We start from the raw sequence: 23,069 nt of genomic DNA on the forward strand, positions 1-23,069 counted from the left end.
AACAATTGGCCGCGGACATTGCCGTTATCAGCTTCGCGGCAACACGATCTGACGGTTGTCTTCGCTGGCCCGGTAGAGCACTGCGGTGTGGCCGATGCGTTGTACCAGGGCCGATTCGGTACGCGTGCAAAGCTCGCCAATCATCGCGTCACGCGCCTCCCGGTCGCTTGCCGCAATCTTGAGTTTGACCAGTTCGTGATGTTCCAGGGCCAGGTCAATCTCGGCCACAAGGGCGTCGGTGATCCCCTTGCCGCCCACCTGGAGCATGGCTTTGAGGTCGTGGGCCTGGCCGCGCAGGAACCGGGTCTGGGCGTTGGTCAGGACAGTAGCCATCAATGCACGCAAGTGAGGTTGGAAAGGCGCGCAGGGTAACATGGGGGCCCGTCATCCTCGCGATTTTTCGTCCATCCTCATGGCTACCCGCAGCAAAAGCAGCCAGCGCTGGCTCAAGGAACACCATTCCGACCCCTTTGTGAAGAAGGCGCGTGCGGAAGGGTTGCGTTCACGCGCGGCTTACAAGCTGGAGGAACTGGTCGAGCGTGACCGGCTGCTCAAGCCGGGCATGACCGTGGTCGACCTGGGTGCGGCGCCCGGCAGTTGGTCGCAATGGGTGCGAAAGGCACTGGGCGACAGCGGCCGGGTCATCGCGCTGGACATCCTGGAGATGCCGTCGCTGGCCGGGGTGGAGTTCCTTCATGGGGATTTCAGGGAGGATGAGGTCTTATCCGGGTTGGTTGATTGCCTTGATGGAAAGCCGGTGGACCTTGTGCTGTCGGATATGGCCCCCAATAAGAGTGGTGTGGATGCGGTGGATATGCCGCGGGCGTTGTACCTGGCCGAACTGGCGATGGATTTCGCCGACCAGCACTTGCGCGTCGATGGTGCGTTCCTGATCAAGTTGTTCCAGGGCGTGGGTTTCGATGACTATGTGCGCGAGTTGCGACGGCGTTATGCCAAGGTCGCGATCCGCAAGCCGGAGGCGTCGCGCAAGCGTTCTCCGGAGGTGTACGCGCTGGCCCAGGGCAAGCGCGCGGAAATGAAATAACGTGGTCTGCTGTACTCGACACCCGGGGTTCCGGGCCTCTCGCACAAAAAACGTGAACCTTATTAAATGAACGACTTGGCCAAGAATCTGCTGCTCTGGGTGATCGTCGCCGTGGTGCTCATGGTGGTGTTCCAGACCTTCGGTCCGCGTACCAGCGCTCCCGCCGTGCCACTGGCCTACGATCAATTCGTCGAGCAGGTGCAGGGCGACAAGATCGAGAAGGTCAAGATCGCCGAGGATCGCACCACCATCACCGGCGAGCGCAAGGACGGCACGCCGTTCACGACCTTCAGCCCGGGTGACAAGGACCTGGTCAACGACCTGCTGCAGCACGGCGTGGTCATCGAGCAGGTGCCGCCCGGTGGCCCGTCGTTCTGGTCGATCCTGCTCAACTTCCTGCCCATCATCCTGATCATCGCGTTCTGGATTTTCGTGATGAAGCAGATGCAGCAAGGCGGCGGCAAGGGCGCGATGAGCTTTGGCAAGTCGCGCGCCAAGTTGCAGGGCGAGGACCAGATCAAGGTGACCCTGGCCGATGTCGCCGGTTGCGACGAGGCGAAGGAAGAGGTTGGCGAACTGGTCGAGTTCCTGCGCGATCCGAGCCGGTTCCAGAAGCTGGGCGGCAAGATTCCGCGCGGCGTGCTGATGGTCGGCCCGCCGGGTACCGGCAAGACCTTGCTGGCGCGTGCGATCGCCGGCGAGGCCAAGGTGCCGTTCTTCGCGATCTCCGGCTCGGATTTCGTCGAGATGTTCGTCGGCGTCGGCGCCAGCCGCGTGCGCGACATGTTCGAACAGGCAAAGAAGAGCGCGCCGTGCATCATCTTCATTGATGAGATCGACGCGGTCGGCCGTCATCGCGGCGCCGGCCTGGGCGGCGGTCACGACGAGCGCGAGCAGACCCTCAACCAGCTGCTGGTGGAGATGGACGGCTTCGAGGGTGGCGAGGGCGTGATCGTGATCGCCGCGACCAACCGCCCCGACGTGCTCGATCCGGCGCTGTTGCGTCCCGGCCGTTTCGACCGCCAGGTCGTGGTCGGCCTGCCGGACGTGCGCGGCCGCGAGCAGATCCTGCGCGTGCACATGCGCAAGGTGCCATTGGCCGACGATGTCGAGCCGATGACCATCGCCCGCGGAACCCCGGGCTTCAGCGGTGCGGACCTGGCCAACCTGGTCAACGAGGCCGCGCTGTTTGCGGCGCGCAGCAACGCCAAGGAAGTCCGCATGGACCACTTCGACAAGGCGCGCGACAAGATCATGATGGGCGCGGAGCGGCGCTCGATGGCGATGAGCGAGGACGAGAAGAAGCTCACCGCATATCACGAGGCCGGTCACGCCATCGTCGGCCGCGTGGTGCCGGAGCATGACCCGGTCTACAAGGTCACCATCATTCCCCGTGGCCGCGCGCTGGGCGTGACCATGTACCTGCCCGAAGGCGACAAATACAGCTTCAACCGCACCGCAATCGAGTCACAACTGGCATCGCTGTATGGCGGACGGGTTGCCGAGGAGCTCATCTTTGGTGCCGACAAGGTCACCACTGGCGCGTCCAACGACATCGAGCGCGCAACCAAGATGGCCCGCAACATGGTCACCAAATGGGGCCTGAGCGACGAGATGGGGCCGATCTCCTACGGTGAGGAAGATGACGAGGTGTTCCTGGGCCGTTCGGTCACCCAGCACAAGAGCGTCTCCGATGACACCGCGCGCAAGATCGACGAGGTCGTTCGCGGCATCCTCGACAAGGCGTTCCAGCGCACCACCGAGATCCTGACCAAGCACTTGCCCGAGCTGCATGTGATGGCCGATACCTTGCTGCAGTACGAGACCATCGATGCCCACCAGATCGACGACATCATGGCCGGGCGCACGCCAGGACCGCCGGCCGACTGGGAAAAAGACGCGAACGGCGTGACCAAGTTGCCGCCTCCAAAGGATGACGCCAACACGCCTGGAACGATCGGTGGGACCGCCGAGCAGACCTGAGCGGGTCTTGCCCCATGACACTTGCTGCGTGACACCGGAAAGGCCAGAGTTCGCTCTGGCCTTTTTTATTGAGCAACCGATGTTTGACACCGCTCCGACACTGGATTGCAACGGCCGATTGTTGCGCCTTGACCAGCCGCGCGTGATGGGCATCGTCAACGTCACCCCGGATTCGTTCTCCGATGGTGGCCAGCACGACACCCTGGAGGCGGCGGTTGCACACGGCCTGCGGTTGGCCAGCGAGGGCGCGGACATCCTCGACATCGGCGGCGAGTCGACCCGTCCGGGTGCCGATGATGTTGCCGTCGAGGAAGAGCTGCGCCGGATAGTCCCGGTGGTCGAACGACTGGCTCGCGAGACCACGCTGCCGATCAGCGTCGACACGTCCAAGCCCGAGGTCATGCGCGCGGCGGTGGAGGCCGGCGCCGGCATGATCAATGATGTCTATGCGCTCCGCCAGGACGGCGCGCTCGCCACCGCCGCGGAACTCGGCGTGCCGGTGGTGCTGATGCACATGCGCGGCGAGCCGCGGAGCATGCAGGACGCCCCGCATTACGACGACGTGGTTTCCGAGGTCCACCGTTTCCTGGCGGAACGCATTTTTTCCGCCGAGATGGCCGGGATCGCCAAAGCCAGGATCGTCATCGACCCCGGCTTTGGCTTCGGCAAGACCCTGACCCACAACCTGGTCTTGCTGGCGCGGCTGGAGCAACTGGTGGATCTGGGGGTGCCGGTGCTCGCGGGCCTGTCGCGCAAACGAAGCATTGCCGAGTTGACCGGCCGGGAGCCAATGGAGGAACGGGTGAGCGGCTCGGTCGCTGCGCACCTGATCGCCGCGCAACGCGGAGCCCGGCTGCTGCGCGTGCACGATGTGGCCGCGACGGTGGATGCACTCAAGGTATGGAATGCAGTGGCCGCACTAGCCAAAAAATGACCAGGTTGATCGCAACCCTTGCGGAGTAAGCGGCTCCGATGGTTATCCACAAGTTGATCCGATGGCTTGTCCACAGCCCCTGTGCATAACCCGGGGGCTGAACCATCCGGAAAGGTGCGTTAGGCTGGCCCATTCGCGCCGCCGCCGCGGCCGTTTTTCCGAACACGGGGACCTGTTGCCAATGACAGCCAGTGCACCGCTACTCATAACGTTTTCCATCTACCTTGCGGTCGTGATCCTGATCGGGTTCGTCGCCTGGCGCTCGACCAAGACATTCGACGATTACATCCTGGGCGGCCGCTCGTTGGGCCCGTGGGTGGTCGCGCTTGCTGCTGGCGCTTCGGACATGAGTGGCTGGTTGCTGATGGGCTTGCCCGGCGCGATGTACCTGGGCGGCCTGTCTGAAGCCTGGATCGCAATGGGGCTGATCCTGGGCGCCTTCTTCAACTGGATGTACGTGGCCGGTCCGTTGCGGGTGTACACCGAGCGCGCTGGCAACGCGCTGACCATCCCCGACTATTTCACCCATCGCTTCCAGGACAAGGACCGCATCCTGCGGGTGTTGTCAGCACTGGTCATCCTGGTGTTCTTCGCGATTTATTGCGCTTCCGGCGTGGTCGCTGGCGCGCGCTTGTTCGAAAGCGTGTTCGGCCTGCCCTATGAAGAAGCCCTGTGGTGGGGCGCAGGGGCGACGATTATCTACACCCTGGTGGGCGGCTTCCTGGCGGTGAGCTGGACCGATACCCTGCAAGCGGGGCTGATGTTCTTTGCGCTGTTGCTGACGCCGGTCATCGTGATCATGACCAACGGCGGTTTCGAAGCCAGTGTCGCCCTCATCGGGCAGATCGACCCCGGCAACCTGGACTGGTTCCGCGGTGGAGAGATGGGCTTCATCGGGGTCGTGTCGATGTTGGCCTGGGGGCTGGGCTACTTCGGTCAGCCGCATATCCTGGCGCGATTCATGGCCGCCGACAGCGTTACCTCGATGCCCAAGGCGCGCCGGATCGGCATGGCCTGGATGATCCTGTGCCTGCTGGGCTCGGTCTCGGTGGGCTTCTTCGGCATTGCCTATTTCAATGCCCACCCCGAAGTGGCCGGCCCGGTGAATGAGAACGCCGAGCGCGTATTCATCGACCTGGCAACCCTGTTGTTCAATCCATGGATCGCAGGGGTCCTGCTGTCGGCGATCCTGGCCGCGGTGATGAGCACGCTGTCGTGCCAGTTGCTGGTCTGCTCCAGCGTGATGACCGAGGACTTCTACCGCGGCTTCCTGCGCCACCACGCCAGCCAGCGCGAGCTGGTCTGGGCCGGTCGTGCCTCGGTGGCGTTGATTGCGTTGCTGGCGCTATGGCTGGCGCGCGATCCGGACAGCCGCGTGCTTGGGCTGGTCAGCTACGCATGGGCGGGCTTCGGCGCGGCCTTTGGTCCGGTGGTGCTGTTGTCGCTGTTCTGGCAGCGGATGACCCGCAATGGCGCGCTGGCCGGCATCGTGCTCGGCGCGGCTACCGTGATCGCCTGGAAGTTGGTCGCGGTCGATCGGCTCGGTTTCGAGCTCTACGAGATCGTCCCCGGCTTCATCGTGGCGACCCTGGGCATCATCGTGGTCAGCAAACTTGACCGCGAGCCGCCGCAGGAGATCCAGGTGTTGCACCAGCAGGTGCGAGCCTCGCTGCGTGAAACCGGATATTGATGCGGGGCCAGTCCCGCACCCCATGACGAGCGCCGGCGGAGTGGCATGAACGATCCACGTCCGCTGGCGATCGCGCTGATGGGGCCGACCGCGTCGGGCAAGACGGCGCTCGCGCTGGACTGGGCCCAGCGCTTGGGTGGCGAGATTGTCAGCGTTGATTCGGCGCTGATCTACCGCGGCCTGGATATCGGCGCCGCCAAACCCGGCGTCGATGAGATGGCCGCCGTGCCGCACCACCTGATCGACCTGCGCGAACCCTGGCAGCCGTACTCGGCGGCCGAGTTCGCCGTTGCCGGCCGCGCCGCGCTGGACGACATCGTCGCCCGTGGCAAGTTGCCGATCCTCGCCGGCGGTACCGGCTTGTATTTCCACGCCTTGTTGAAAGGGCTGTCGGCCATGCCGAGCGCCGATGCACCGACGCGCGCCCTGCTGGCGGCCGAGGCGGCCGAGGTGGGCTGGGCCGCGATGCACGCCCAGTTGGCGCGCATTGATCCGCAGGCGGCGCAGCGCATCCACGCGACCGATGCGCAACGGATCCAGCGGGCGCTGGAGGTATACCGGCTGTCAGGACGGACCATCAGCGACTGGCAACGCGAGCCATCCCCACCGCGCCTGCCTTTCCGGGTGCTCAAGCTGGTGCTGGCCCCGCAGGACCGGGCCGTCCTGCATCAACGCATCGAGCGTCGTTTCGACCTGATGCTGGATGCCGGCTTCCTGGAGGAAGTCCAGCGCCTGCGCACCATGCCCGAGTTGCAGGCGCATCGCGCTCCACTGGAGTTGCCAGCATTGCGAGCGGTAGGTTACCGCCAGGCCTGGGAACATCTGGATGGCGCTTTCGATGCCGCCGGCTTCCGCGACCGTGCGATATACGCCACCCGCCAGCTGGCCAAGCGTCAGCTGACCTGGCTGCGTGGCCAACTGGACGCGCGCTGGTTCGACCCGGCCACCCAGGCGGACGCGCTGGATACGGCGCTGCGGATGTTCATCCGCCAACGCCACTGAGCCAGCCTGCGGCTACATGCGCTACCATCGCCCCATCGCTGCTGTGGGGTCGGTATTTGGCGATGGGACGGCTCCGCCAAACGGAGCGGCCAACCATAACTAGAAAGACAATGTTGGGGAAAATTTGATGTCCAAGGGACAATCTTTGCAGGATCCTTTCCTGAATGCGCTGCGTCGCGAACGCGTGCCGGTTTCGGTCTACCTGGTCAACGGCATCAAGCTGCAGGGCACGATCGAGTCGTTCGACCAGTTCGTGGTGCTGTTGCGCAATACCGTCAGCCAGATGGTCTACAAACACGCCATTTCCACCGTGGTGCCGGCGCGCAACGTCCGGGTCGGCCCCAGTGGCGGTTATGTCCAGTCAGGCGAAGGCGACGGTGAGCGCGCGCAGGACGCTGCCGCCGACTGACCTTGTGTTTGCCCGCCACGCACCCATCTGGTGGGCATGACCTGTCGATTCGCGGAGTCCGCAACCTTTGTTTGAACGCTCCCGCAAGGGTGAGAACGCCCTGTTGATCCAGCCCCACGCCGGTGGACCACCCGACGAGGGGCAGGTGGAAGAGTTTGCCGAGCTGGCTCGTTCGGCCGGGGCCAACGTGGTGGCCACCCTGACCGCGCGCATTGATCGGCCCAATGCCTCGATCCTGATCGGAAGCGGCAAGCTGGAAGAAGTGCAGGCCGCCGCAGCGGCCAGCGGCGCTGACCTGGTGTTGGTCAACCATCCGCTCAGCCCGGTCCAGGAGCGCAACCTGGAGCGCGCGTTGCAGTGCCGGGTGGTGGACCGCACCGGCCTGATCCTGGACATCTTCGCCCAGCGCGCCAGCAGTCATGATGGCAAGTTGCAGGTCGAGCTGGCCCAGCTCAAGCACATGTCGACCCGCCTGATCCGCGGATGGACCCACCTGGAGCGCCAGCGCGGCGGCTCCATCGGGCTCCGTGGGCCGGGTGAGACCCAGTTGGAGACCGATCGCCGGTTGCTGCAAAAACGCCTGGAACAACTGCAAAAGCGCCTGCAGAAAGTCGAGGTGCAGCGCAACCAGATGCGCCGTGGCCGCGTCCGTAGCGAGTTGCCGCGGGTCGCCCTGGTTGGCTACACGAACGCCGGCAAGTCGACGCTGTTCAATGCGTTGACCGGTGCCGGCGCCTACGCCGCCGACCAGCTGTTCGCCACCCTGGATCCGACCGTGCGCCGGATGGAACTGTCCGGCAGCGCCGTGGTACTGGCCGATACCGTCGGTTTCGTCCGTGACTTGCCCCATGAGCTGGTCGCCGCGTTCCGCTCCACCTTGTCGGAGGCGCGCGAAGCGGACCTGCTGTTGCATGTCATCGATGCCGATGATCCGCTGCGGGACGAGCGGATCGCCCAGGTCAACGAGGTGTTGGCCGAGATTGGTGCCGGCGATCTCCCGCAGATCCTGGTATTCAACAAGATCGACCGGCTTGAGCAGGTACGACCGCGGATCGATCGGCCGGGTGAAGGCCACTCGCGGGTCTGGGTCTCGGCGCGCGATGGCCTCGGCCTGGATCTGCTGCCCGAAGTGATTGGCGAGGCGCTGCAGCTTCGCCACGTGACCGGCACGGTGGAGCTGTCCTCAAGCGCAGGACGGCTGCGCGCCCGTCTGCACGAGCTGGGGGCCGTACGCGAGGAGCATGCCGCCGAGCACGGTTGGTCACTGCGGCTGGAGATCACCGAAGAAGACGTGCAACGGCTGTATACGCAGCCGCACGGCGATGCCCTGCAGCCACTGCTGGAGTCGCTGGAGCTCCCATCCGATACCGTTTGATCGCACGCTTGCTTGAGGCAAGCGCCGCCCCCACCTAGAATCATCGGTCGCCTGCCGGACAATGCAGGACGGCGTCTATCGACATTAGGAGCAGGCATGGCCTGGAACACCCCTGGCAGTGACAATTCCGGCAGCGGCCGGCCACCCCGGCAGCGCCGACCCGGCGGCAATGGTCTGGACGAGATCGTCGATCGCTTGCGCGGCCTGTTCGAAGGCGGCGGCAATGGCGGTAACAGCGGCATCGGGCGCTGGGTCCTGGTGGTTTTCGTGCTGTGGCTGGTATTCAACAGCTTCGTGCTGGTGAACGAGCAGCAGCGTGGCACCGTGCTGCGGTTTGGCCATTACTCGCGCGTCCTGCAACCGGGGCCGCATTTCAAGTTGCCATGGCCGGTGGAGACGGTGATCAAGATCAACGCCACCGAGATCAAGACCTTCGGCACCAACGTGCCGGTGCTGACGCGGGACGAGAACATCGTCCAGGTCGAGATCAACGTCCAGTACCGGGTCAGCGATCCGTACAAGTACCTGTTCGGGACCCGTAACGCCGACGCCATGTTGAAGCAGGCATCGCTCAGCACCGTGCGTGAGCAGGTGGGACGTTCCACGCTGGACACCGTGCTGGGCGCCCGCAACGCGCTGGCGGTGTCGGCAAGGGAGCAATTGCAGGCCTCACTGGATGCCTACCGCACCGGGCTGGTCGTGACCGAACTGAGTCTTCCCAACGCGCGTCCGCCCGATGAGGTCAAACCTGCGTTCGACGACGTCAACAGCGCCCAACAGGACAAGGACCGACTGATCAGCGAGGCTGAAGCCTACGCTGCCCAGGTGGTTCCGGAAGCGCGCGGCCAGGCGGCACGCGTGCGAACCGTTGCCGAGGGTTACAAGGCCGCATCGGTCGCACGGGCAGAGGGTGACGCCGATCGCTTCTCGATGCTGGTCGATGCCTACCACGATGCGCCGGAAGTCACCCGCAAGCGCTTGTGGCTGGAGACCGTGCAGGACGTGCTGTCGGGCAACCGCAAGGTCGTTGGCGGCGACTCGCGCCAGCTGATCTATGTCCCCATGTCCGAGGGCGCGGGTGGCGGAAAATCCAGCTCCACCGGCACCTCGTCGGCGCCGCTGCTGACACCGCAGTTGCTGGAGTCCGGAGCGCTATCCGATTCGGCATCCAAGTCCGGCGGAGCCAATCGTAGCGATCGCAGCTCCAGACCCACTGGCCGCCCGGAGGTGAGCCGATGAAACATTCCATATGGATTGCGATGGGCGTCGCCGTGTTGCTGCTGTTCATGGGCTCGACCTATGTCGTCCGCGAGGGCCAGGTCGCGATGGTGCTCAACCTCGGGCGTGTCGATCGCACCGGCCTGGAGCCGGGGCTGCACTTCAAATGGCCGCTGGTGGAACGTGCGATGGTGTTCGACCGCCGCCTGATGGTGCTTGACGCCGAGCCCGAGCGTTACCTGACCTCCGAGCGCAAGGACGTCAGCGTCGACTTCTTCACCGTCGGCATGATTGAGGATGTGCGCGCGTTCTATCGCGCCACCGGCGGCGACGAAAGTCTTGCCATCGACCGTCTTGCGCCGATCATCAAGGACTCGTTGCGTAACGAAATCAACGCCAGGACCTTGAAGGAAATCGTCTCTGGTGATCGTTCCGAGATCATCGAGCGGCAACTGGACGGGATCAATGAAGGTGCCGCCACGGTCGGGGTACGGATCATCGACCTGCGCATCAAGCAAATCGACCTGCCGACCGACAGCCAGGTGATCCAGGACGTCTATCGCCGCATGAGCGCGCAACGCCACCAGGTGGCCAGCCGCCTGCGTGCGGAAGGTGCCGAGCAGGCCCAGACCGTGCGGGCGCAAGCGGACCGGGAGCGGACCGTGATCATTGCCGAGGCGGAACGCGATGCACAGCGCCTGCGCGGTCAGGGTGACGCGGAAGCGACGGCGGCCTACGCCAAGGCGGCCAACAAGGACCCGGCGTTCTATGCCTTCCAGCGCAGTCTGGAAGCGTATCGCGACGCGTTCAGCGATGGCCAGGGCGTGATCATGCTCGACAGCGAGGATGATTTCCTGCAGTACTTTGGTAACGACCGGTAAGTCTGGCGGTCCGTTCACCCGGGACGGGTCACGGGGCTAGCCCTGTGACCCCGAAACCCGGATAATGCACAAAAGCCGGCTGGGGGCATTCCCCGCCCGGCTTTTTCTGTGAGTGGAAACCTTCCGCACAGTCGGCCGCGTCGGCCTCTCAATGCTTCAGGAGCATGCGTAATGGGTCAGTCAGTCGTCGTTCTCGGTGCCCAGTGGGGCGATGAAGGCAAGGGCAAGATCGTTGACCTGCTGACTACGCAGATCGGTGCGGTGGTGCGCTTCCAGGGCGGCCACAACGCCGGCCACACCCTGGTCATCAATGGCAAGAAGACCGTACTGCACCTGATCCCGTCGGGCATCCTGCGCGAAGGCGCACTGTGCCTGATCGGCAACGGCGTGGTGCTGCACCCCGGCGCCCTGCAGAAGGAGATCGCCGAGCTGGAGGCCGAGGGCATCGAGGTGCGTTCGCGCCTCAAGATCAGCCCGGCGACGCCGCTGATCATGCCGTACCACATCGCCCTGGATCAGGCGCGTGAGAAGGCCGCCGGCGGCAAGGCCATCGGCACCACCGGTCGTGGCATCGGCCCGGCGTACGAGGACAAGGTCGCCCGTCGCGGCATCCGTGTCTCCGACCTGCATTACCCGGAGCAACTGGCCGAACTGCTGCGCAGCGCGCTCGATTACCACAACTTCGTGCTGACCAAGTACCTGGGTGTGGACGCGGTCGACTTCCAGCAAACCCTCGACGAGGCGCTGGAATTCGGCGAGTACGTCGAGCCGATGAAGTCCGACGTTGCCGGCATCCTGCACGACCTGCGCAAGCAGGGCGCGCGCGTGCTGTACGAAGGCGCGCAGGGCTCGTTGCTCGACATCGACCACGGCACCTATCCCTACGTCACATCAAGCAACACCACCATCGGCGGCGCGATGGCCGGCACCGGTGTCGGCGCCGATGCGATCGATTACGTGCTCGGCATCGCCAAGGCCTACGCGACCCGCGTCGGTAGCGGCCCGTTCCCGACAGAATTGCACGACGACGTTGGCCAGGGCCTGCGCGACCGCGGTCAGGAGTACGGTGCCACCACCGGTCGCCCGCGTCGCTGCGGCTGGATCGACATCGTCGCCCTCAAGCGTGCGGTCGCGATCAGCGGCATCAGCGGTCTGTGCATCACCAAGCTGGACATCCTGGACGGCATGCCGACCCTGAAGATGTGCATCGGCTACCAGTACCGCGGCAAGCAGACCGAGTACGCGCCGCTCGATGCCCAGGGTTGGGACGAATGCGTGCCGGTCTACCTGGAGTTCCCGGGCTGGGAGGAGAGCACCCACGGCATCACCGAATGGGACAAGCTGCCGCCCGCCGCCCGCGCTTACCTGCGCGCGCTGGAAGAGCTGTCCGGCTGCCCGCTGGCGATGGTTTCCACCGGTCCCGACCGCGATGCCAACATCGTGCTGCAGGACCCCTGGGCATAGGCCGCGATAGTCGTCTTCCCGGTCTGTGGCACGGGTAATGGAAGCCACCCGGCGGGTTTCGCCGGTTCGACGGACCTCGACCTGGGCCCGTATTACGTGGGTCCTGGTTGCTTTCCTGTTGCTTCCCAACCTGCTTTTCGCGCTGCTGGGCCGTGTCTGGTTTATCGATCGGGCCTGGGTCAATCTCGACTATCTGATCGTTGGCGCGGTGTGCATCTGGCTGGGGAACCGGGTGGTCGCGTTCGCGGTATTCGTACTTATCTGCGCCGACCTGTTGTTCGCGATTGCCCCCGGTTACCACCTCAGCATTGCCAGCGTACTGGGGTCGGCGACCGAGCTGCTGTCACTCGGCCCGGTCTACGTCGTGACCCAAACGGGGCTTGTCCTGGCCGTTGCGGGCTTGTGTACGTGGCTGATGGCCAAGTCCTGGGTGTGCTCCCGCAGCAAGCCGATCGTGACCGTGACTTGCCTGGTCATGGCGCTGGTGGCGGTCGTCGTCGATGTTCGCGTTTCCGGCCACAGGGTGGAGGCGCTGGGGGCTTCCGTGGTCGCGCCCAACCTGGCGGCTTCGACCGCCAACAGCCTGCGCATCGCCTTGGCGACGTGGGATTCCGATCCCGGCGACCAGGTGCAGCAGTCGATGGCTGCGGCCAGCAGCGTCCTCGGCGACCGACTCGCCAGTGCCGATCCGATGTCACGTCATATCGTGCTGGTGCTGGTGGAATCACTGGGTTCCTATGTGGATGCCGACCTCAACTCGCTGCAGTTGCGAGCCTTCGACGGACTTGCGGATAACCCGCGCTTTGCCGTGCAGTCATCGGGTTACGTCGGCTTTGAAGGCTCCACGGTGCCTGCCGAGTTGCGCGAGCTTTGCGGCATCAGGATGCTTTCCGTGCATCCTGATCCGGACGCACTGCCGGCCGAAAACTGCCTGCCTGCACGCATGCGCAAGGCTGGCTATACAACACTGGCAGCGCACGGGTTCATGGGGACCTTCTTCAGTCGCAACCTCTGGTATCCGGCCCTCGGCTTTGATGAGATCTGGTTTGGTTCCCGGTTCAGCCAGCTGCTGGATAAGCCGCGGCGATGCGGGGTGGCGTTCAACGGGGTTTGCGACCGGGCGGCATGGAAGGCATTGGTCGAGCACGTGCGGCAGTTGCGGGACCAGCGTACCTTCAGCTACTGGCTGACGATCTCGACCCACCTGCCGGTACCGAGCCCGGACGCGAGCATCGACCAGGCAATATGCGAAGCCCACCCGGTGAGCCGGGCCAACCCCGAGGTCTGCAACCTGCTGGCGTGGCACAACGCCTTGTTCGTGGACATCGTCCACAGCCTGCAGACCCGGATGCCTGGTGACACCACCATTGTCCTGGTTGGCGACCATGCGCCGCCGTTCCTGGATGCAGGGACCCGTGCGCTGTTCGATCCCGCACGCGTGCCGTATGTCGTGATTGCGCCGGTACCCGTGCAGCACTAGTCGCGCAACAGGGTTCTCACCGCCTGTTTCAGCTGTGCCACTACATACGGCTTCTGCAACATTGGGCAGCCGTGGTAGTCGTCCGGCAGGCCGTCCTCGCCGTAGCCGGAGGTGAACAGGAATGGGATGTCGCGTTCGCGCAGTGCCTGCGCCACCGGGAATACCTGCACTCCGGCCAGATTGATGTCGAGGATCGCACCGTCGATGGGCTCCGCCGTCGCCAGCGCGAGCGCGGTGGGCACCCGCGAGGCCTTGAGTACGCGATAACCGGCATCAACCAGGATGTCCTCGAGCATCATCGCCAGATGCATCTCGTCCTCGACGATCAGCAGGCACCCGGGGGCGAGACCGGTGTTCACAATGGGCTCTCGATTTCCGCCATCGGCAATTCGATCCGGCAGGTCACGCCGGCCGGATCGAACTGCAGTGCCGCCGTGCCTTGCAGCTCGTATCCAAGTCCCTCGCTGATCAGGCGTGAACCAAAGCCCCGCCGGGTCGGTGGGGTGACCGGGGGTCCACCACTCTCGGTCCACAGCAGGTGCAGCCACGGCACCTGTTCGGACACGCGTGTCTCCCATTGCACCGCGACCCGCCCGTCGGGCACCGACAGCGCGCCGTACTTGGCCGCGTTGGTTGCCAACTCGTGCAGGGTCATGCTCAGTGCCAGAGCGGCCTTGGGGTTGAGCTTCAGGGCTGCGCCGCTCAACTGGACCCGGCTTTCGTTGTCATGCTGGTAGGGCGCCAGCTCGCTGAGCACGATCTCGCGCAGCCCCGCGCCGCTCCAGGCGTCGACGGCCAGCAGGTTATGGGTGTTGGACAAGGCATGCAGGCGTGACAGGAACGTGGCGCGGAACTGGTCCAGGTCCGTGGAGTGGGCCGCCGTCTGCTGCGCAATGGCCTGCACGCTGGCCAGGGTGTTCTTGACCCGGTGGTTGAGCTCGCCCAGCAACAATTGCTGGTACTCGGCCGCGCGGTGACGTTCGCTGATGTCCTGCAGTATCGCCAGCACCCGATCGGGCCTGCCGCCCGGATCGGTGAGCAGGGAGACACTGTTGTCGACCCAGACCTCCGATCCGTCGGGCCGCAGATAGCGTTTCTCCATCTGGAACGCTGGGCCGCCTGCCATTAGTGTGTGCAGCTGCCCCATGTAACCGGGCACGTCGTCGGGATGGGTGATGTCCTGTTTGCGCATCCCGGCCAGGGTTTCGGCACTGCGTTCCACGATGGTGCAGTAGGCCGGGTTGACTTTCAGGAACCGGCCGGTGGCGTCGATTTCGGCGATCCCGACCGTCGTCTGCTCGATCAGCTGCTCCAGGTGGCGCTGGCTGGCTTTCAACTCGGCATCGATGCGTTGCCGCTCGCTGTTATCGCGGGCGATCAACGACCCGGAGATGGCCGTGCCGTCCATGTCCAGCACCGGCGAACACGTTACGGCGACCGGTACCTGGCTGCCGTCCTGTCGCACCCACTGCATTTCCATTTCGGTCGATCCGCGGTGCTTCGCGCATGCCTCCAGCAGTTGCCGGGTCTGCTCGGTGCTGTCGGGTGCCAGGACCGAGATCGATTGACCAATCGCCTGGCTCGCCGTATGGCCCAGGATCCGATGGGCACTGGCATTCCAGCTGGTGATGGTGCCGTCCAGGCGATGGCCGATGATCATCTCCCGTGAGGAGTCGACAATTGCCGCCAACCGGGCGCGCTCGATCCGGTACTGCTGGCGTTCGCTGATGTCGACGAAGGTCAGCACCACGCCGTCGATGACGTTGTCGACGGTGCGGTACGGGCGAATGCGCAACTGGAACAGCAGTCCGGAGTCGCTGGCCGGCAACTCGCGCTCGACCATGGCCAGGGTACGCAGCACCTGGCCGGCGTCGTGCCGCAGGTCCGGGTAGTCGATCCGCGAGGCGATCTCGGTGATCGGCCGGCCGCGGTCGCTGTCGCGCAGGTGGTACACCGCGGTCATCGCCGGGGTGAAGTTGCTGACCCGCAACTGCGCGTCCAGGAACAGGGTCGCGATCTGGGTGCTGTCGAGCAGATTCTGCAGGTCGTTGTTGAGGTGGGCGAGGCTGTCGTTCTTGTCCTGGATCTCCGCATTGACCGTCTGCAGCTCTTCGTTGATCGACTGCATCTCCTCCTTGGAGGTTTCCAGCTCTTCGTTGGACGATTGCAGCTCTTCGTTGACCGACTGGTACTCCTCGTTGGTCGACTTCATTTCCTCGCCGGTCATCGCCTGCTGCTCGATCGCGGCCTGCAACTCGGCGCGTGCGTTGGCCAGTTCGTCTTCCAGTCCCTGGACCACCGCGGTGCCGCGATCGTCGGAATGGTCGCTGTCGGCTTCGCCGGCCGGCACCGTTTCAATCTCGTCGAACGCCAGCACGCACAGCGGCACGCCGGCATCGCGGATGGGTAGCGGTACCGCGATCAGCCGCAGGCGTTGACACTGGTCACCGATCGACACGCTCAAACCGCTCTGCAGTACCGGCTTGCCAGCGTCTACGGCCTGTTTTACCACGCTGCGCGCGGCCACCCGCAGGCCACGGTGCAATAACCCGAACAGGTTGAGGCTGGCCGCGCCCGCCGCCGGCTCCAGGTAGCGCCCGGTGTTGCCGGCGAAGCGCACGATGTCGTGCTGCTCGTCGATCACCACATAGGCTGGCGAGTACTTCTCCAGTGCTCGGCGTGCGCCGAGGTCGATCCAGTCTTGGGCCCCGCTGCCGGCCCGCGTCTCGGTGCCGCGCTTCGCCGGCGTGTCGCGCGCCGGCTTGCCGCGCTCGGGCAGCGCCGGCAAGCCGACCCCGCTGTCGGCGCGGCGGGCGTAGAGACGGTGGCTCTTGTTGATCACGGTGAACAGCTTGGCGCTACGGCCAAGGCCCTCCGATGAGCCCAGCAGCAGGTAACCATCCGGTCGCAGCGCGTAATGGAAGGTTCGCAACAATCGTTCCTGCAGGTCGGAATTGAGGTAGATCAGCAGGTTGCGGCACGACACCAGGTCCATGCGCGAGAACGGCGGGTCCTTGATCGCGCTGTGCGGCGAGAACACGCACATCTCGCGGATCGACTTGGCCACGCACCAGTCGTCACCGTCCCGGGTGAACCAGCGCTCCTGACGCTGCTCGGAGACGCCGACCAGCGGTGACTTGTAGCGTCCCGCACGGGCGGCGCTGACCGCGCGGTCGTCGATGTCGGTGGCGAAAATCTGCACCTTCGGGTCGGCCTTGTCATGCAGGCCCATGGCCTCCCGCAACGCGATCGCGATGGAATAAGCCTCCTCGCCAGTGGCACAACCCGATACCCAGACCCGCACCACGTCGTCGGCGCCCTTGCTGGCCAGCAACTTCGGGATCGCCGTGGTTTGCAACGCCTCGAACGCCTTGGGGTCACGGAAGAACTCGGTGACCCCGATCAGCACCTCGCGGAACAATTGCTGGTGCTCCTCGGGGTGCCCGCGTAGATAATCGATATAACCGGGGACCGTCTCGACCTGGACCACATGCATGCGGCGCTGGATGCGCCGGGTCAGGGTCTTCTCCTTGTATTGACTGAAGTCGTGTCCGACCTCGGCACGCAACAGGCGACAGATCGTGCGCAGGTGCGCGGCCAGGTCCTGGCGTTCACCGTCCGCGCCTTTGTCGCTGTCGGTGGCCCGCAGATGCTGCAGATGGGCGAGCAGCCGCGCCGGCATCTCCTCTACCGGCAGGATGGCGTCGACCAGGCCGGTGGCGGCGGCGCTGGCCGGCATGCCGGTCATCGCGACGTGGTCGAAGCCGGACTGGGCCAGAGTCAGGCCACCGCATTCCTTGACTGCGCGCAGGCCACGGGCGCCATCGCTACCGGTGCCCGACAGCACGATGCACACCGCACAGTCGCCCTGGTCATGCGCCAGCGAAGTAAAAAACGTATTGATTGGCCAGCGGTATTGCCGCGGCGGCGCGGGCTTGCTGACCGCCAGCGCGCCGTCGACGATCGTCAGGGTGGCGTCCGGTGGGATCACGTAGATGTGGTCGGCCTGCACCGGTTCGCCGTCGACGGCCTCCAGTACCGGCATCGCGGTGCCACGACCGATCAGTTCGGTCAGCAGGCTGGTGTGCTGTGGCGCCAGGTGCTGGACCAGCACGAACGCCATGCCGCTGTTGACTGGCATCTGCGCGAAGAAGTTCTTGAAGGCCTCCAGTCCGCCGGCGGACGCGCCTATGCCGACAATCAGCAGCGGCCCGGTGTCCGGTAACGACGCGGTCCCGGCGTCCGTCGCCCCAGCGTCCGGCCTTGCGGCCTGCTCGGGAGCGACAGCTACGCTGGTGGCGCCGGGGCCGGTGTCGCCCGAAGGCTTGGCGTTTTCTTGCGGCATATGGGAGACGTCACACGGCGGGAAGCCAGTATGCACGGGCGCCGCAGGGGGGCGATGTGAATGGATGCGCCAGGAGGCATGGACTTGGCACTGGCGATGGTCTCCACCGGCTCCGACCGCCATGCCAACATCGTGCTGCAGGACCCCTGGGTCTGACTGACGTCAATCCTTCTCCAACTGCTTACGCATCCGCGCGTAGTCCCGCCGATACTGCCCGGCCAGGCGCGTCTTCTGCGCCTCGCTGAGGATCTTCCCGGACATCTGGAAGAACTTTTTCTCCTCCTCACGCAGGTGGTGGTGCACCTCGTGCGAGAGTTCGCGTGCCTTCTCGATCCAGGCATCGCCGTCGGGCTTCAGCGCCTGCACGTCGGCAACCAGTTCGTCGATCTGGTGATGCTCATGCAGGGCATGGCGGGCCGAGTCCAGACCGGCGTCGTCCATCAGCATCGGGGCGTAGAGGTAGCGCTCCTCGGCCGCCTCGTGCGCCTCCAGCTCTACCCGCACGTCCTTGAACAGGCTGATCCGCGCCTGCGTGCCCGGCTTGCTGCGCAACAGCTTGCGTAACAATGAACGTTGGATCTCATGGCTTTCGCGTAGGGCGTCGTAGAGAGTGTCGGGCATGGCGGGGCTCCGGGAGCGGGGGAGTGGTCGACCATGCCCGAACCGGCGTCAAGGCCGCGCATGCCTGGGTCAACCAAGTAAATCGGAGCGACTCGGGTTCGATCAGATCACCCGAGTAATCATTGATACTGCGTTTCTTGCGCAACGCGGCCTGCGCGGGCTCCAACGCCAGTACGGTCTCGGCGAAGCCATAGGTGGCCACTACCATCACGTCGACATCGCTGAACGGTGCAGTGCCCCCGGCGAGACTGCACTCACCGACCGCTTCACCCGGGCCGAGGCACCCGCCTGTACGACGGCAAGGATTTCTTCGCCGTCTACGATTTCGTGAAAGCGCACCACCACTTCAGCGACCCGGAATGGGACGGCGAGCCGATCGATCCGGAGTCGCCGGGTCCGCGCCCGCCCAGCGATGATGATGATCCGTCGCCGCCGCGCGAGCCGAAGCCGCCGGAGCCGCGGCCAGTGAAGATCCAGGTCAAGCTGGCCGACGGCAAGGCTCGCCAGATCCAGAGCATGATGGCCACGACGTTCTGGAGCGCAGACGGCAAGCCGATGTCGGCCGCGCAGTTTCTCGAAAGCCTGTTCGGCACGTTGCCGGAGTTCTTCAAGGACGAAGATCAGCTGCGGGAGATATGGAGCGAGTCTGCCACCCGCAAGGCGCTGCTGACCGGCCTGGGGGAGAAAGGCTTCGGCCGCGACGCGCTGGCCGAAATGCAGAAGGCCATTGAGGCCGAAGACAGCGACCTGTTCGATGTGCTGGCTTACGTGGCCTACACGCGCGCGCCGATCACGCGCGGGGAGCGTGCGGTCATGGCCAAGGCGAGCATGAGCACCAGCTACAAGAGCAACCGCCAGCTGGCGTTCCTGGAGTTCGTACTGGGCCACTACGTGGATCAGGGCGTTGACGAACTCGATCTCGACAAGCTGTCACCGCTGTTGCGGCTCAAGTACCACGCCATCTCCGATGCGGCTGCCGACCTGGGCACACCCGAGCAGATCCGCAACGTGTTTATCGGGTTTCAGAAGTACCTCTACCAGGATCCGCGTTAGGGTCGATTGCCGGGTTACTCCGCCTCCATCCGAGGTTGCATGAAGATAACGAGCTCCTCGCACGCCGGTGCGGTGCAGCCGAAATAACGGACGTTCTCTCCCTGCATCCAGTACCCCTTCGCACCGCCATTTATTCTGAAGTCCCAGCGCACCCCATCCTCGATCAACTCCCCCTCGATCATGCAGCGGGATGTGTCGTACTCATGGACGTAGGTCCGTGCGTCGATCGGCATGCTCAATCGGAAGAATGCTTCCGCCTGATCGTGGTCCAGCATCCATATGCTGCACTGGCCCGGGAATTTCCTGAAATCGCTGGACATTGGATCCGGAACAGCACTCAGGATCTTTGTCACGTGAATCAACGGGGACGAGACCTCAGAAGAATGGGGGAGGGATCGAGGCTGGCAGGCTACCGTCGCCATCGTAAAGATCATGACCCTCGCCAGGTGTCTTGCGGGAAATGGTGTCGTGCTCATAGACGTCTGCATCCGTTAGTGAGTAGAGCGACTGCAAGACCTCAATCAGTCGCGCAATGGAGCTTCGCTGTTCCGGCGTGGTTGGATCCCAGCCGTGCTGTGGCGTCCACATGGCGACGACCTCGATGCCCGCGCTGTCGCCATTTGTCGGGTAGCGGGCCGGGTATTCCTTGCGCTTCTCCATCCGGTGGATCGCCATGTACGACTCGCTGCGCTCCAGGTCGTCTATCTGGCGCGTCTCGTCTGGCTGGCAGGTCGACTCCTGGTAGCAGCGGGAGCGAATCGGACCAACGTGCCAGGTCAGCTGCGCCAGGCTGGCGGTCTGATAGGTGGTTCCGTCCTTGGCCACCAGGAAATGGGTTCCAACGCCTCGCTGGAACGAACGTAGTGTGCCAGCAGCAGTGGTCGATACCGTGCGGTGCAAGACAATGGCGTGCGGACCGGTCAGCTGGCCCTTTTCCAACGCACGGATCGGCTGCTGCACGATTCCCGCGTTCTGGATATACCCGTTGGAGCCCACGTATACGGGAAGCACCAACTGGCTGCGGCGTTCGTTGGATGCGGGCGAGGTGAATGATCCTCCCGCGCGGATGAAGTGCGTCATGCCGGTCCCTCCAGCGCGACCTCTATGGAGAGGTCCTCCCTGCGCACGGACTTCACCACGTGGGTCATGCCGTGGTCATCGGTGATTCCTTCCTCGTTTGAACCGCTTGACCGAACGATCCGGTACCGGCGATTCGCCAACGGCTTGCCTGTCAACTCGGATGTCAGGACGAACGCCTCGTCGAAATCCTTCGAGATTGGGTCGTTCAAAGGCGTGCGTGCCGACGCTGGAGATCCCGCCGAAAGCATCGCAGCGTCCGCCACAGGGTCGCTGCTGGTGCATTCGTCCAAGAAGACCCGAAACTGACGGGTCGACATCAGCTTGCAGCCGCAGGCGAGGACATCACGTTCGCGTGCCGCGGGCTGCCCGTCGATCAGGAATGTTGTGTCGCCGGTGACGATCGGGAACGTGCCATTGCACTTCGCACAGGTTGCCTTGTCACCCACCCGTGCGACCGGGCTTCCATCGATATCGGTGAACGGCGTGCCGGTGATGACCGTGCCGCCGCCGGCGGTGGGGTCGCCCACCACGATCAGCTTCCTTGACATGTCCAGTGCCCTCCATGGCTCTGCGTCAACTTAGTGGTTCACCCGCTTGCTGGCAACTCGGCCGGTGCGGCAGGTGCCTTCCTACAACTCGGTGTACTTCGTAATCCGCCCCTTCGCCCGCTCCACTGGATACTTCTTCCCGTTGGCCTCCATCTTCCGCCACGCGGCATCCACCGGGTCGATGCCCAGCTTGTCGGCCAGTTGCAGCAGGTAGAGCAGGACGTCGGCCAGTTCTTCGGCGACCTGTTCGCGCATGTCGCCGGGCAGGTCGCGGCTCTGTGCTTCGGTCAGCCACTGGAAGTGTTCCAGCAGTTCGGCCGCTTCCACCGACAGCGCGGCGGCCAGGTTCTTCGGGGAGTGGAACTGCCCCCACTCGCGCTCGCGGGCGAATTCGCGCAGGGCGGCTTGCAGCGCTTCGATGTCCTGGCTCATTCGCGGGGTCCGGGCGGCGTCCGGGCTATCCTAAACCCATGACGGCAGCCAACCGGTTACAGATTGTCACCAGTTGAAAATACGTGAGGCCGATGAAGTCAGTCGGTTACAAATTGTTACCGACTGAAGCTGACGAAGCTCAGGTAAGCGCGCCAGACGGTCGTCCATCTTCCTGCGGAGTTGCCAATGCCCATTCCTTTCTCCCTCCAGCGCCTCGACCATGTCGTCCTGCGCGTCCGCGACGTGGCGGCGATGCAGGCGTTCTATTGCGATGTCCTCGGCTGCACGGTCGAGAAGCGGCAGGAGGCGATCGGCCTGTTGCAGTTGCGCGCGGGGGATTCGCTGATCGACCTGGTCGATGTCGAGGGCAAGCTCGGGCGCATGGGCGGTGCGGCGCCGGGGGCGCAGGGTCGCAACATGGACCATCTGTGCCTGCAGGTGCTGCCATTCGACCGCGAGGCCGTCGTCGCCCATCTGCAGGCGCATGGTGTGCAGGTCGGCGAGTTCGGTTCGCGCTACGGCGCGATGGGCGAGGGGCCGTCGCAGTACCTGTCCGATCCGGAGGGCAACGTGGTGGAGCTCAAGGGGCCGCCGGATTGATAACGGCGTAGCGAGGCTTCAACGCTCGTGTTCTTCAGAGGAATGGCGATCGACCAGGTGCCCCTGAGCGGCGACGGTATCGTCGATCCACTTGGCGTACCGGGAAATCCGGATGCTGTAGCCGATCTGGCCATAGAGGCCAGGTTGTATCGTCGGGACGTCGCTCTCGGGGTACTTCACCCAGTTGGCCAAACCCGCGAGACGCACCCGACCCTTGTCGCGAATGACGACAGGGCCGCCGCTGTCGCCGCTACCGGTCGCGCCTTCCAGCGGTAGGCCTGCCGGGGGTGGATCAAATGCGTACCAAAGCCAGCGTGCATCAGCGCCGGCAACGACATTGAAGGCATGGCGCAAGTCCGTGCGGTGCGGGCTGTGAGGGGGCTGGCCGTCGGTACCGTTGCCGGTTGCCCCCTTGCCTATGAGCTCAATGGTCTCCCCGACTTCGTCACTTCCGCGATAGAGGGCGACCGGGGTTACATCGGTAACCGAGGACGCCAGTTTGATCAGGGCTATGTCATCCGATGATGCAAGAAACTCATGGATCTTCGATGCATCGCCAGATGCCAGTGCTTCCTGGATCCGTGCGTCAGGCAGCTTTTTGTAGCCCGGATGCGTGAATACGCGCTCGATCCTGCGCGCTGCACCACCGATGGTTATTTCGTCCATATGCGGCGATGGCGCTGCATGAGCTGCGGTTACAACCCATTGAGGCGCAATCAGGACGCCATGCGCTTCGTAGGGCATGTCCGCCAGTGCCGGGAATGCAGAAGCCGGTATCCGGTACGCGGCATCATCAAGGTCGGTACGAATCACGATGGCGCTGGCTGTGGACGAGATCGCAAGCAGCACCAGAAAAAGATAGCGGTTCATTTGTACCCTGGGGGTCAGAAGGAGGCTGGCGATTGAGCT

General features: G+C 64.5%; 21 protein-coding genes and 1 pseudogene. 13 read left to right on the forward strand and 9 right to left on the reverse strand.

Features of this window, described 5'->3' with window-relative positions:
* Window positions 1–27: 27 nt before the first annotated feature.
* Window positions 28–333: a ribosome assembly RNA-binding protein YhbY gene (gene yhbY / locus ACW7G1_RS04840; protein ID WP_456978592.1), complete on the reverse strand. Its 306-nt coding sequence runs from the start codon at window positions 331–333 to the stop codon at window positions 28–30.
* A 79-nt stretch (window positions 334–412) separates the two neighbouring features.
* On the opposite strand from yhbY, the gene rlmE reads away from it, so the two are divergent.
* From rlmE to ACW7G1_RS04895, 11 genes are all read left to right on the forward strand, one after another.
* Window positions 413–1,045, forward strand: coding sequence for a 23S rRNA (uridine(2552)-2'-O)-methyltransferase RlmE (gene rlmE, locus ACW7G1_RS04845; protein WP_456978593.1), 633 nt, complete (start codon window positions 413–415; stop codon window positions 1,043–1,045).
* 66 nt (window positions 1,046–1,111) lie between these two features.
* Window positions 1,112–3,028, forward strand: coding sequence for an ATP-dependent zinc metalloprotease FtsH (ftsH, locus tag ACW7G1_RS04850; RefSeq protein WP_456978594.1), 1,917 nt, complete (start codon window positions 1,112–1,114; stop codon window positions 3,026–3,028).
* Window positions 3,029–3,107: 79 nt separating this feature from the next.
* Window positions 3,108–3,962, forward strand: a complete 855-nt coding sequence (gene folP, locus ACW7G1_RS04855) for a dihydropteroate synthase (protein ID WP_456978595.1) — start codon at window positions 3,108–3,110, stop codon at window positions 3,960–3,962.
* A gap of 181 nt (window positions 3,963–4,143) precedes the next feature.
* Entirely contained in the window at window positions 4,144–5,652 is a 1,509-nt protein-coding gene (gene putP, locus ACW7G1_RS04860) for a sodium/proline symporter PutP (protein WP_456978596.1), read from the forward strand.
* Between the two features lie 45 nt (window positions 5,653–5,697).
* On the forward strand, window positions 5,698–6,654 hold the full coding sequence (miaA, locus tag ACW7G1_RS04865; protein ID WP_456978597.1) for a tRNA (adenosine(37)-N6)-dimethylallyltransferase MiaA: 957 nt from the start codon (window positions 5,698–5,700) through the stop codon (window positions 6,652–6,654).
* 127 nt (window positions 6,655–6,781) lie between these two features.
* The gene (gene hfq / locus ACW7G1_RS04870) at window positions 6,782–7,063 is read left to right on the forward strand and encodes an RNA chaperone Hfq (RefSeq protein ID WP_456978598.1); all 282 of its coding nucleotides are present in this window, start codon (window positions 6,782–6,784) and stop codon (window positions 7,061–7,063) included.
* 67 nt (window positions 7,064–7,130) lie between these two features.
* Window positions 7,131–8,438, forward strand: coding sequence for a ribosome rescue GTPase HflX (gene hflX / locus ACW7G1_RS04875; RefSeq protein ID WP_456978599.1), 1,308 nt, complete (start codon window positions 7,131–7,133; stop codon window positions 8,436–8,438).
* Between the two features lie 96 nt (window positions 8,439–8,534).
* Window positions 8,535–9,677 carry an FtsH protease activity modulator HflK gene (hflK, locus tag ACW7G1_RS04880; protein ID WP_456978600.1) on the forward strand — a complete coding sequence of 381 codons (1,143 nt, stop codon included), beginning with the start codon at window positions 8,535–8,537 and terminating at the stop codon, window positions 9,675–9,677.
* Window positions 9,674–10,537 (forward strand): protease modulator HflC, encoded by an 864-nt coding sequence (gene hflC, locus ACW7G1_RS04885; RefSeq protein WP_456978601.1) that lies wholly within the window; start codon window positions 9,674–9,676, stop codon window positions 10,535–10,537. Before hflK ends, hflC begins: the two co-directional genes overlap by 4 nt.
* A gap of 171 nt (window positions 10,538–10,708) precedes the next feature.
* Entirely contained in the window at window positions 10,709–12,001 is a 1,293-nt protein-coding gene (locus ACW7G1_RS04890) for an adenylosuccinate synthase (protein WP_456978602.1), read from the forward strand.
* A gap of 118 nt (window positions 12,002–12,119) precedes the next feature.
* Window positions 12,120–13,481, forward strand: coding sequence for a sulfatase-like hydrolase/transferase (locus tag ACW7G1_RS04895; RefSeq protein WP_456978603.1), 1,362 nt, complete (start codon window positions 12,120–12,122; stop codon window positions 13,479–13,481).
* Here ACW7G1_RS04895 and ACW7G1_RS04900 read toward each other — a convergent pair.
* The 3 genes from ACW7G1_RS04900 to ACW7G1_RS04910 all read right to left on the reverse strand — a co-directional run bounded on the left by ACW7G1_RS04900 (window position 13,478) and on the right by ACW7G1_RS04910 (window position 18,447).
* Window positions 13,478–13,840, reverse strand: a complete 363-nt coding sequence (locus ACW7G1_RS04900) for a response regulator (RefSeq protein ID WP_456978604.1) — start codon at window positions 13,838–13,840, stop codon at window positions 13,478–13,480. The genes ACW7G1_RS04895 and ACW7G1_RS04900 overlap by 4 nt on opposite strands.
* The gene (locus tag ACW7G1_RS04905) at window positions 13,837–17,826 is read right to left on the reverse strand and encodes a chemotaxis protein CheB (protein WP_456978605.1); all 3,990 of its coding nucleotides are present in this window, start codon (window positions 17,824–17,826) and stop codon (window positions 13,837–13,839) included. The genes ACW7G1_RS04900 and ACW7G1_RS04905 overlap by 4 nt, the downstream gene beginning before the upstream one ends.
* A 162-nt stretch (window positions 17,827–17,988) precedes the next feature.
* Complete coding sequence (locus ACW7G1_RS04910; protein ID WP_456978606.1) at window positions 17,989–18,447, reverse strand: hemerythrin domain-containing protein; 459 nt, start codon at window positions 18,445–18,447, stop codon at window positions 17,989–17,991.
* A gap of 273 nt (window positions 18,448–18,720) precedes the next feature.
* On the opposite strand from ACW7G1_RS04910, the pseudogene ACW7G1_RS04915 reads away from it, so the two are divergent.
* Window positions 18,721–19,500 (forward strand): annotated as a pseudogene (locus tag ACW7G1_RS04915) (type I restriction-modification enzyme R subunit C-terminal domain-containing protein); the annotation flags it as partial.
* Between the two features lie 14 nt (window positions 19,501–19,514).
* On the opposite strand, the gene ACW7G1_RS04920 reads toward ACW7G1_RS04915, so the two are convergent.
* From ACW7G1_RS04920 to ACW7G1_RS04935, 4 genes are all read right to left on the reverse strand, one after another.
* Complete coding sequence (locus ACW7G1_RS04920) at window positions 19,515–19,853, reverse strand: hypothetical protein (RefSeq protein WP_456978607.1); 339 nt, start codon at window positions 19,851–19,853, stop codon at window positions 19,515–19,517.
* Between the two features lie 22 nt (window positions 19,854–19,875).
* Window positions 19,876–20,580, reverse strand: coding sequence for an N-acetylmuramoyl-L-alanine amidase (locus ACW7G1_RS04925; protein ID WP_456978608.1), 705 nt, complete (start codon window positions 20,578–20,580; stop codon window positions 19,876–19,878).
* A complete protein-coding gene (locus tag ACW7G1_RS04930; protein WP_456978609.1) occupies window positions 20,577–21,128 on the reverse strand; it encodes a PAAR domain-containing protein in 552 nt (183 codons plus the stop codon). The genes ACW7G1_RS04925 and ACW7G1_RS04930 overlap by 4 nt, the downstream gene beginning before the upstream one ends.
* 81 nt (window positions 21,129–21,209) lie before the next feature.
* Complete coding sequence (locus ACW7G1_RS04935; protein WP_456978611.1) at window positions 21,210–21,560, reverse strand: nucleotide pyrophosphohydrolase; 351 nt, start codon at window positions 21,558–21,560, stop codon at window positions 21,210–21,212.
* A 186-nt stretch (window positions 21,561–21,746) separates the two neighbouring features.
* Here ACW7G1_RS04935 and ACW7G1_RS04940 point away from each other — a divergent pair, with 186 nt between their 5' ends.
* The gene (locus tag ACW7G1_RS04940) at window positions 21,747–22,160 is read left to right on the forward strand and encodes a VOC family protein (protein ID WP_456978612.1); all 414 of its coding nucleotides are present in this window, start codon (window positions 21,747–21,749) and stop codon (window positions 22,158–22,160) included.
* A gap of 18 nt (window positions 22,161–22,178) precedes the next feature.
* Here the strand turns inward: ACW7G1_RS04940 and ACW7G1_RS04945 are convergent, their stop codons facing one another.
* Window positions 22,179–23,030, reverse strand: a complete 852-nt coding sequence (locus ACW7G1_RS04945; RefSeq protein WP_456978613.1) for a S1 family peptidase — start codon at window positions 23,028–23,030, stop codon at window positions 22,179–22,181.
* Between the last annotated feature and the right edge of the window lie 39 nt (window positions 23,031–23,069).

This window comes from Lysobacter sp. A378, from assembly GCF_054052125.1.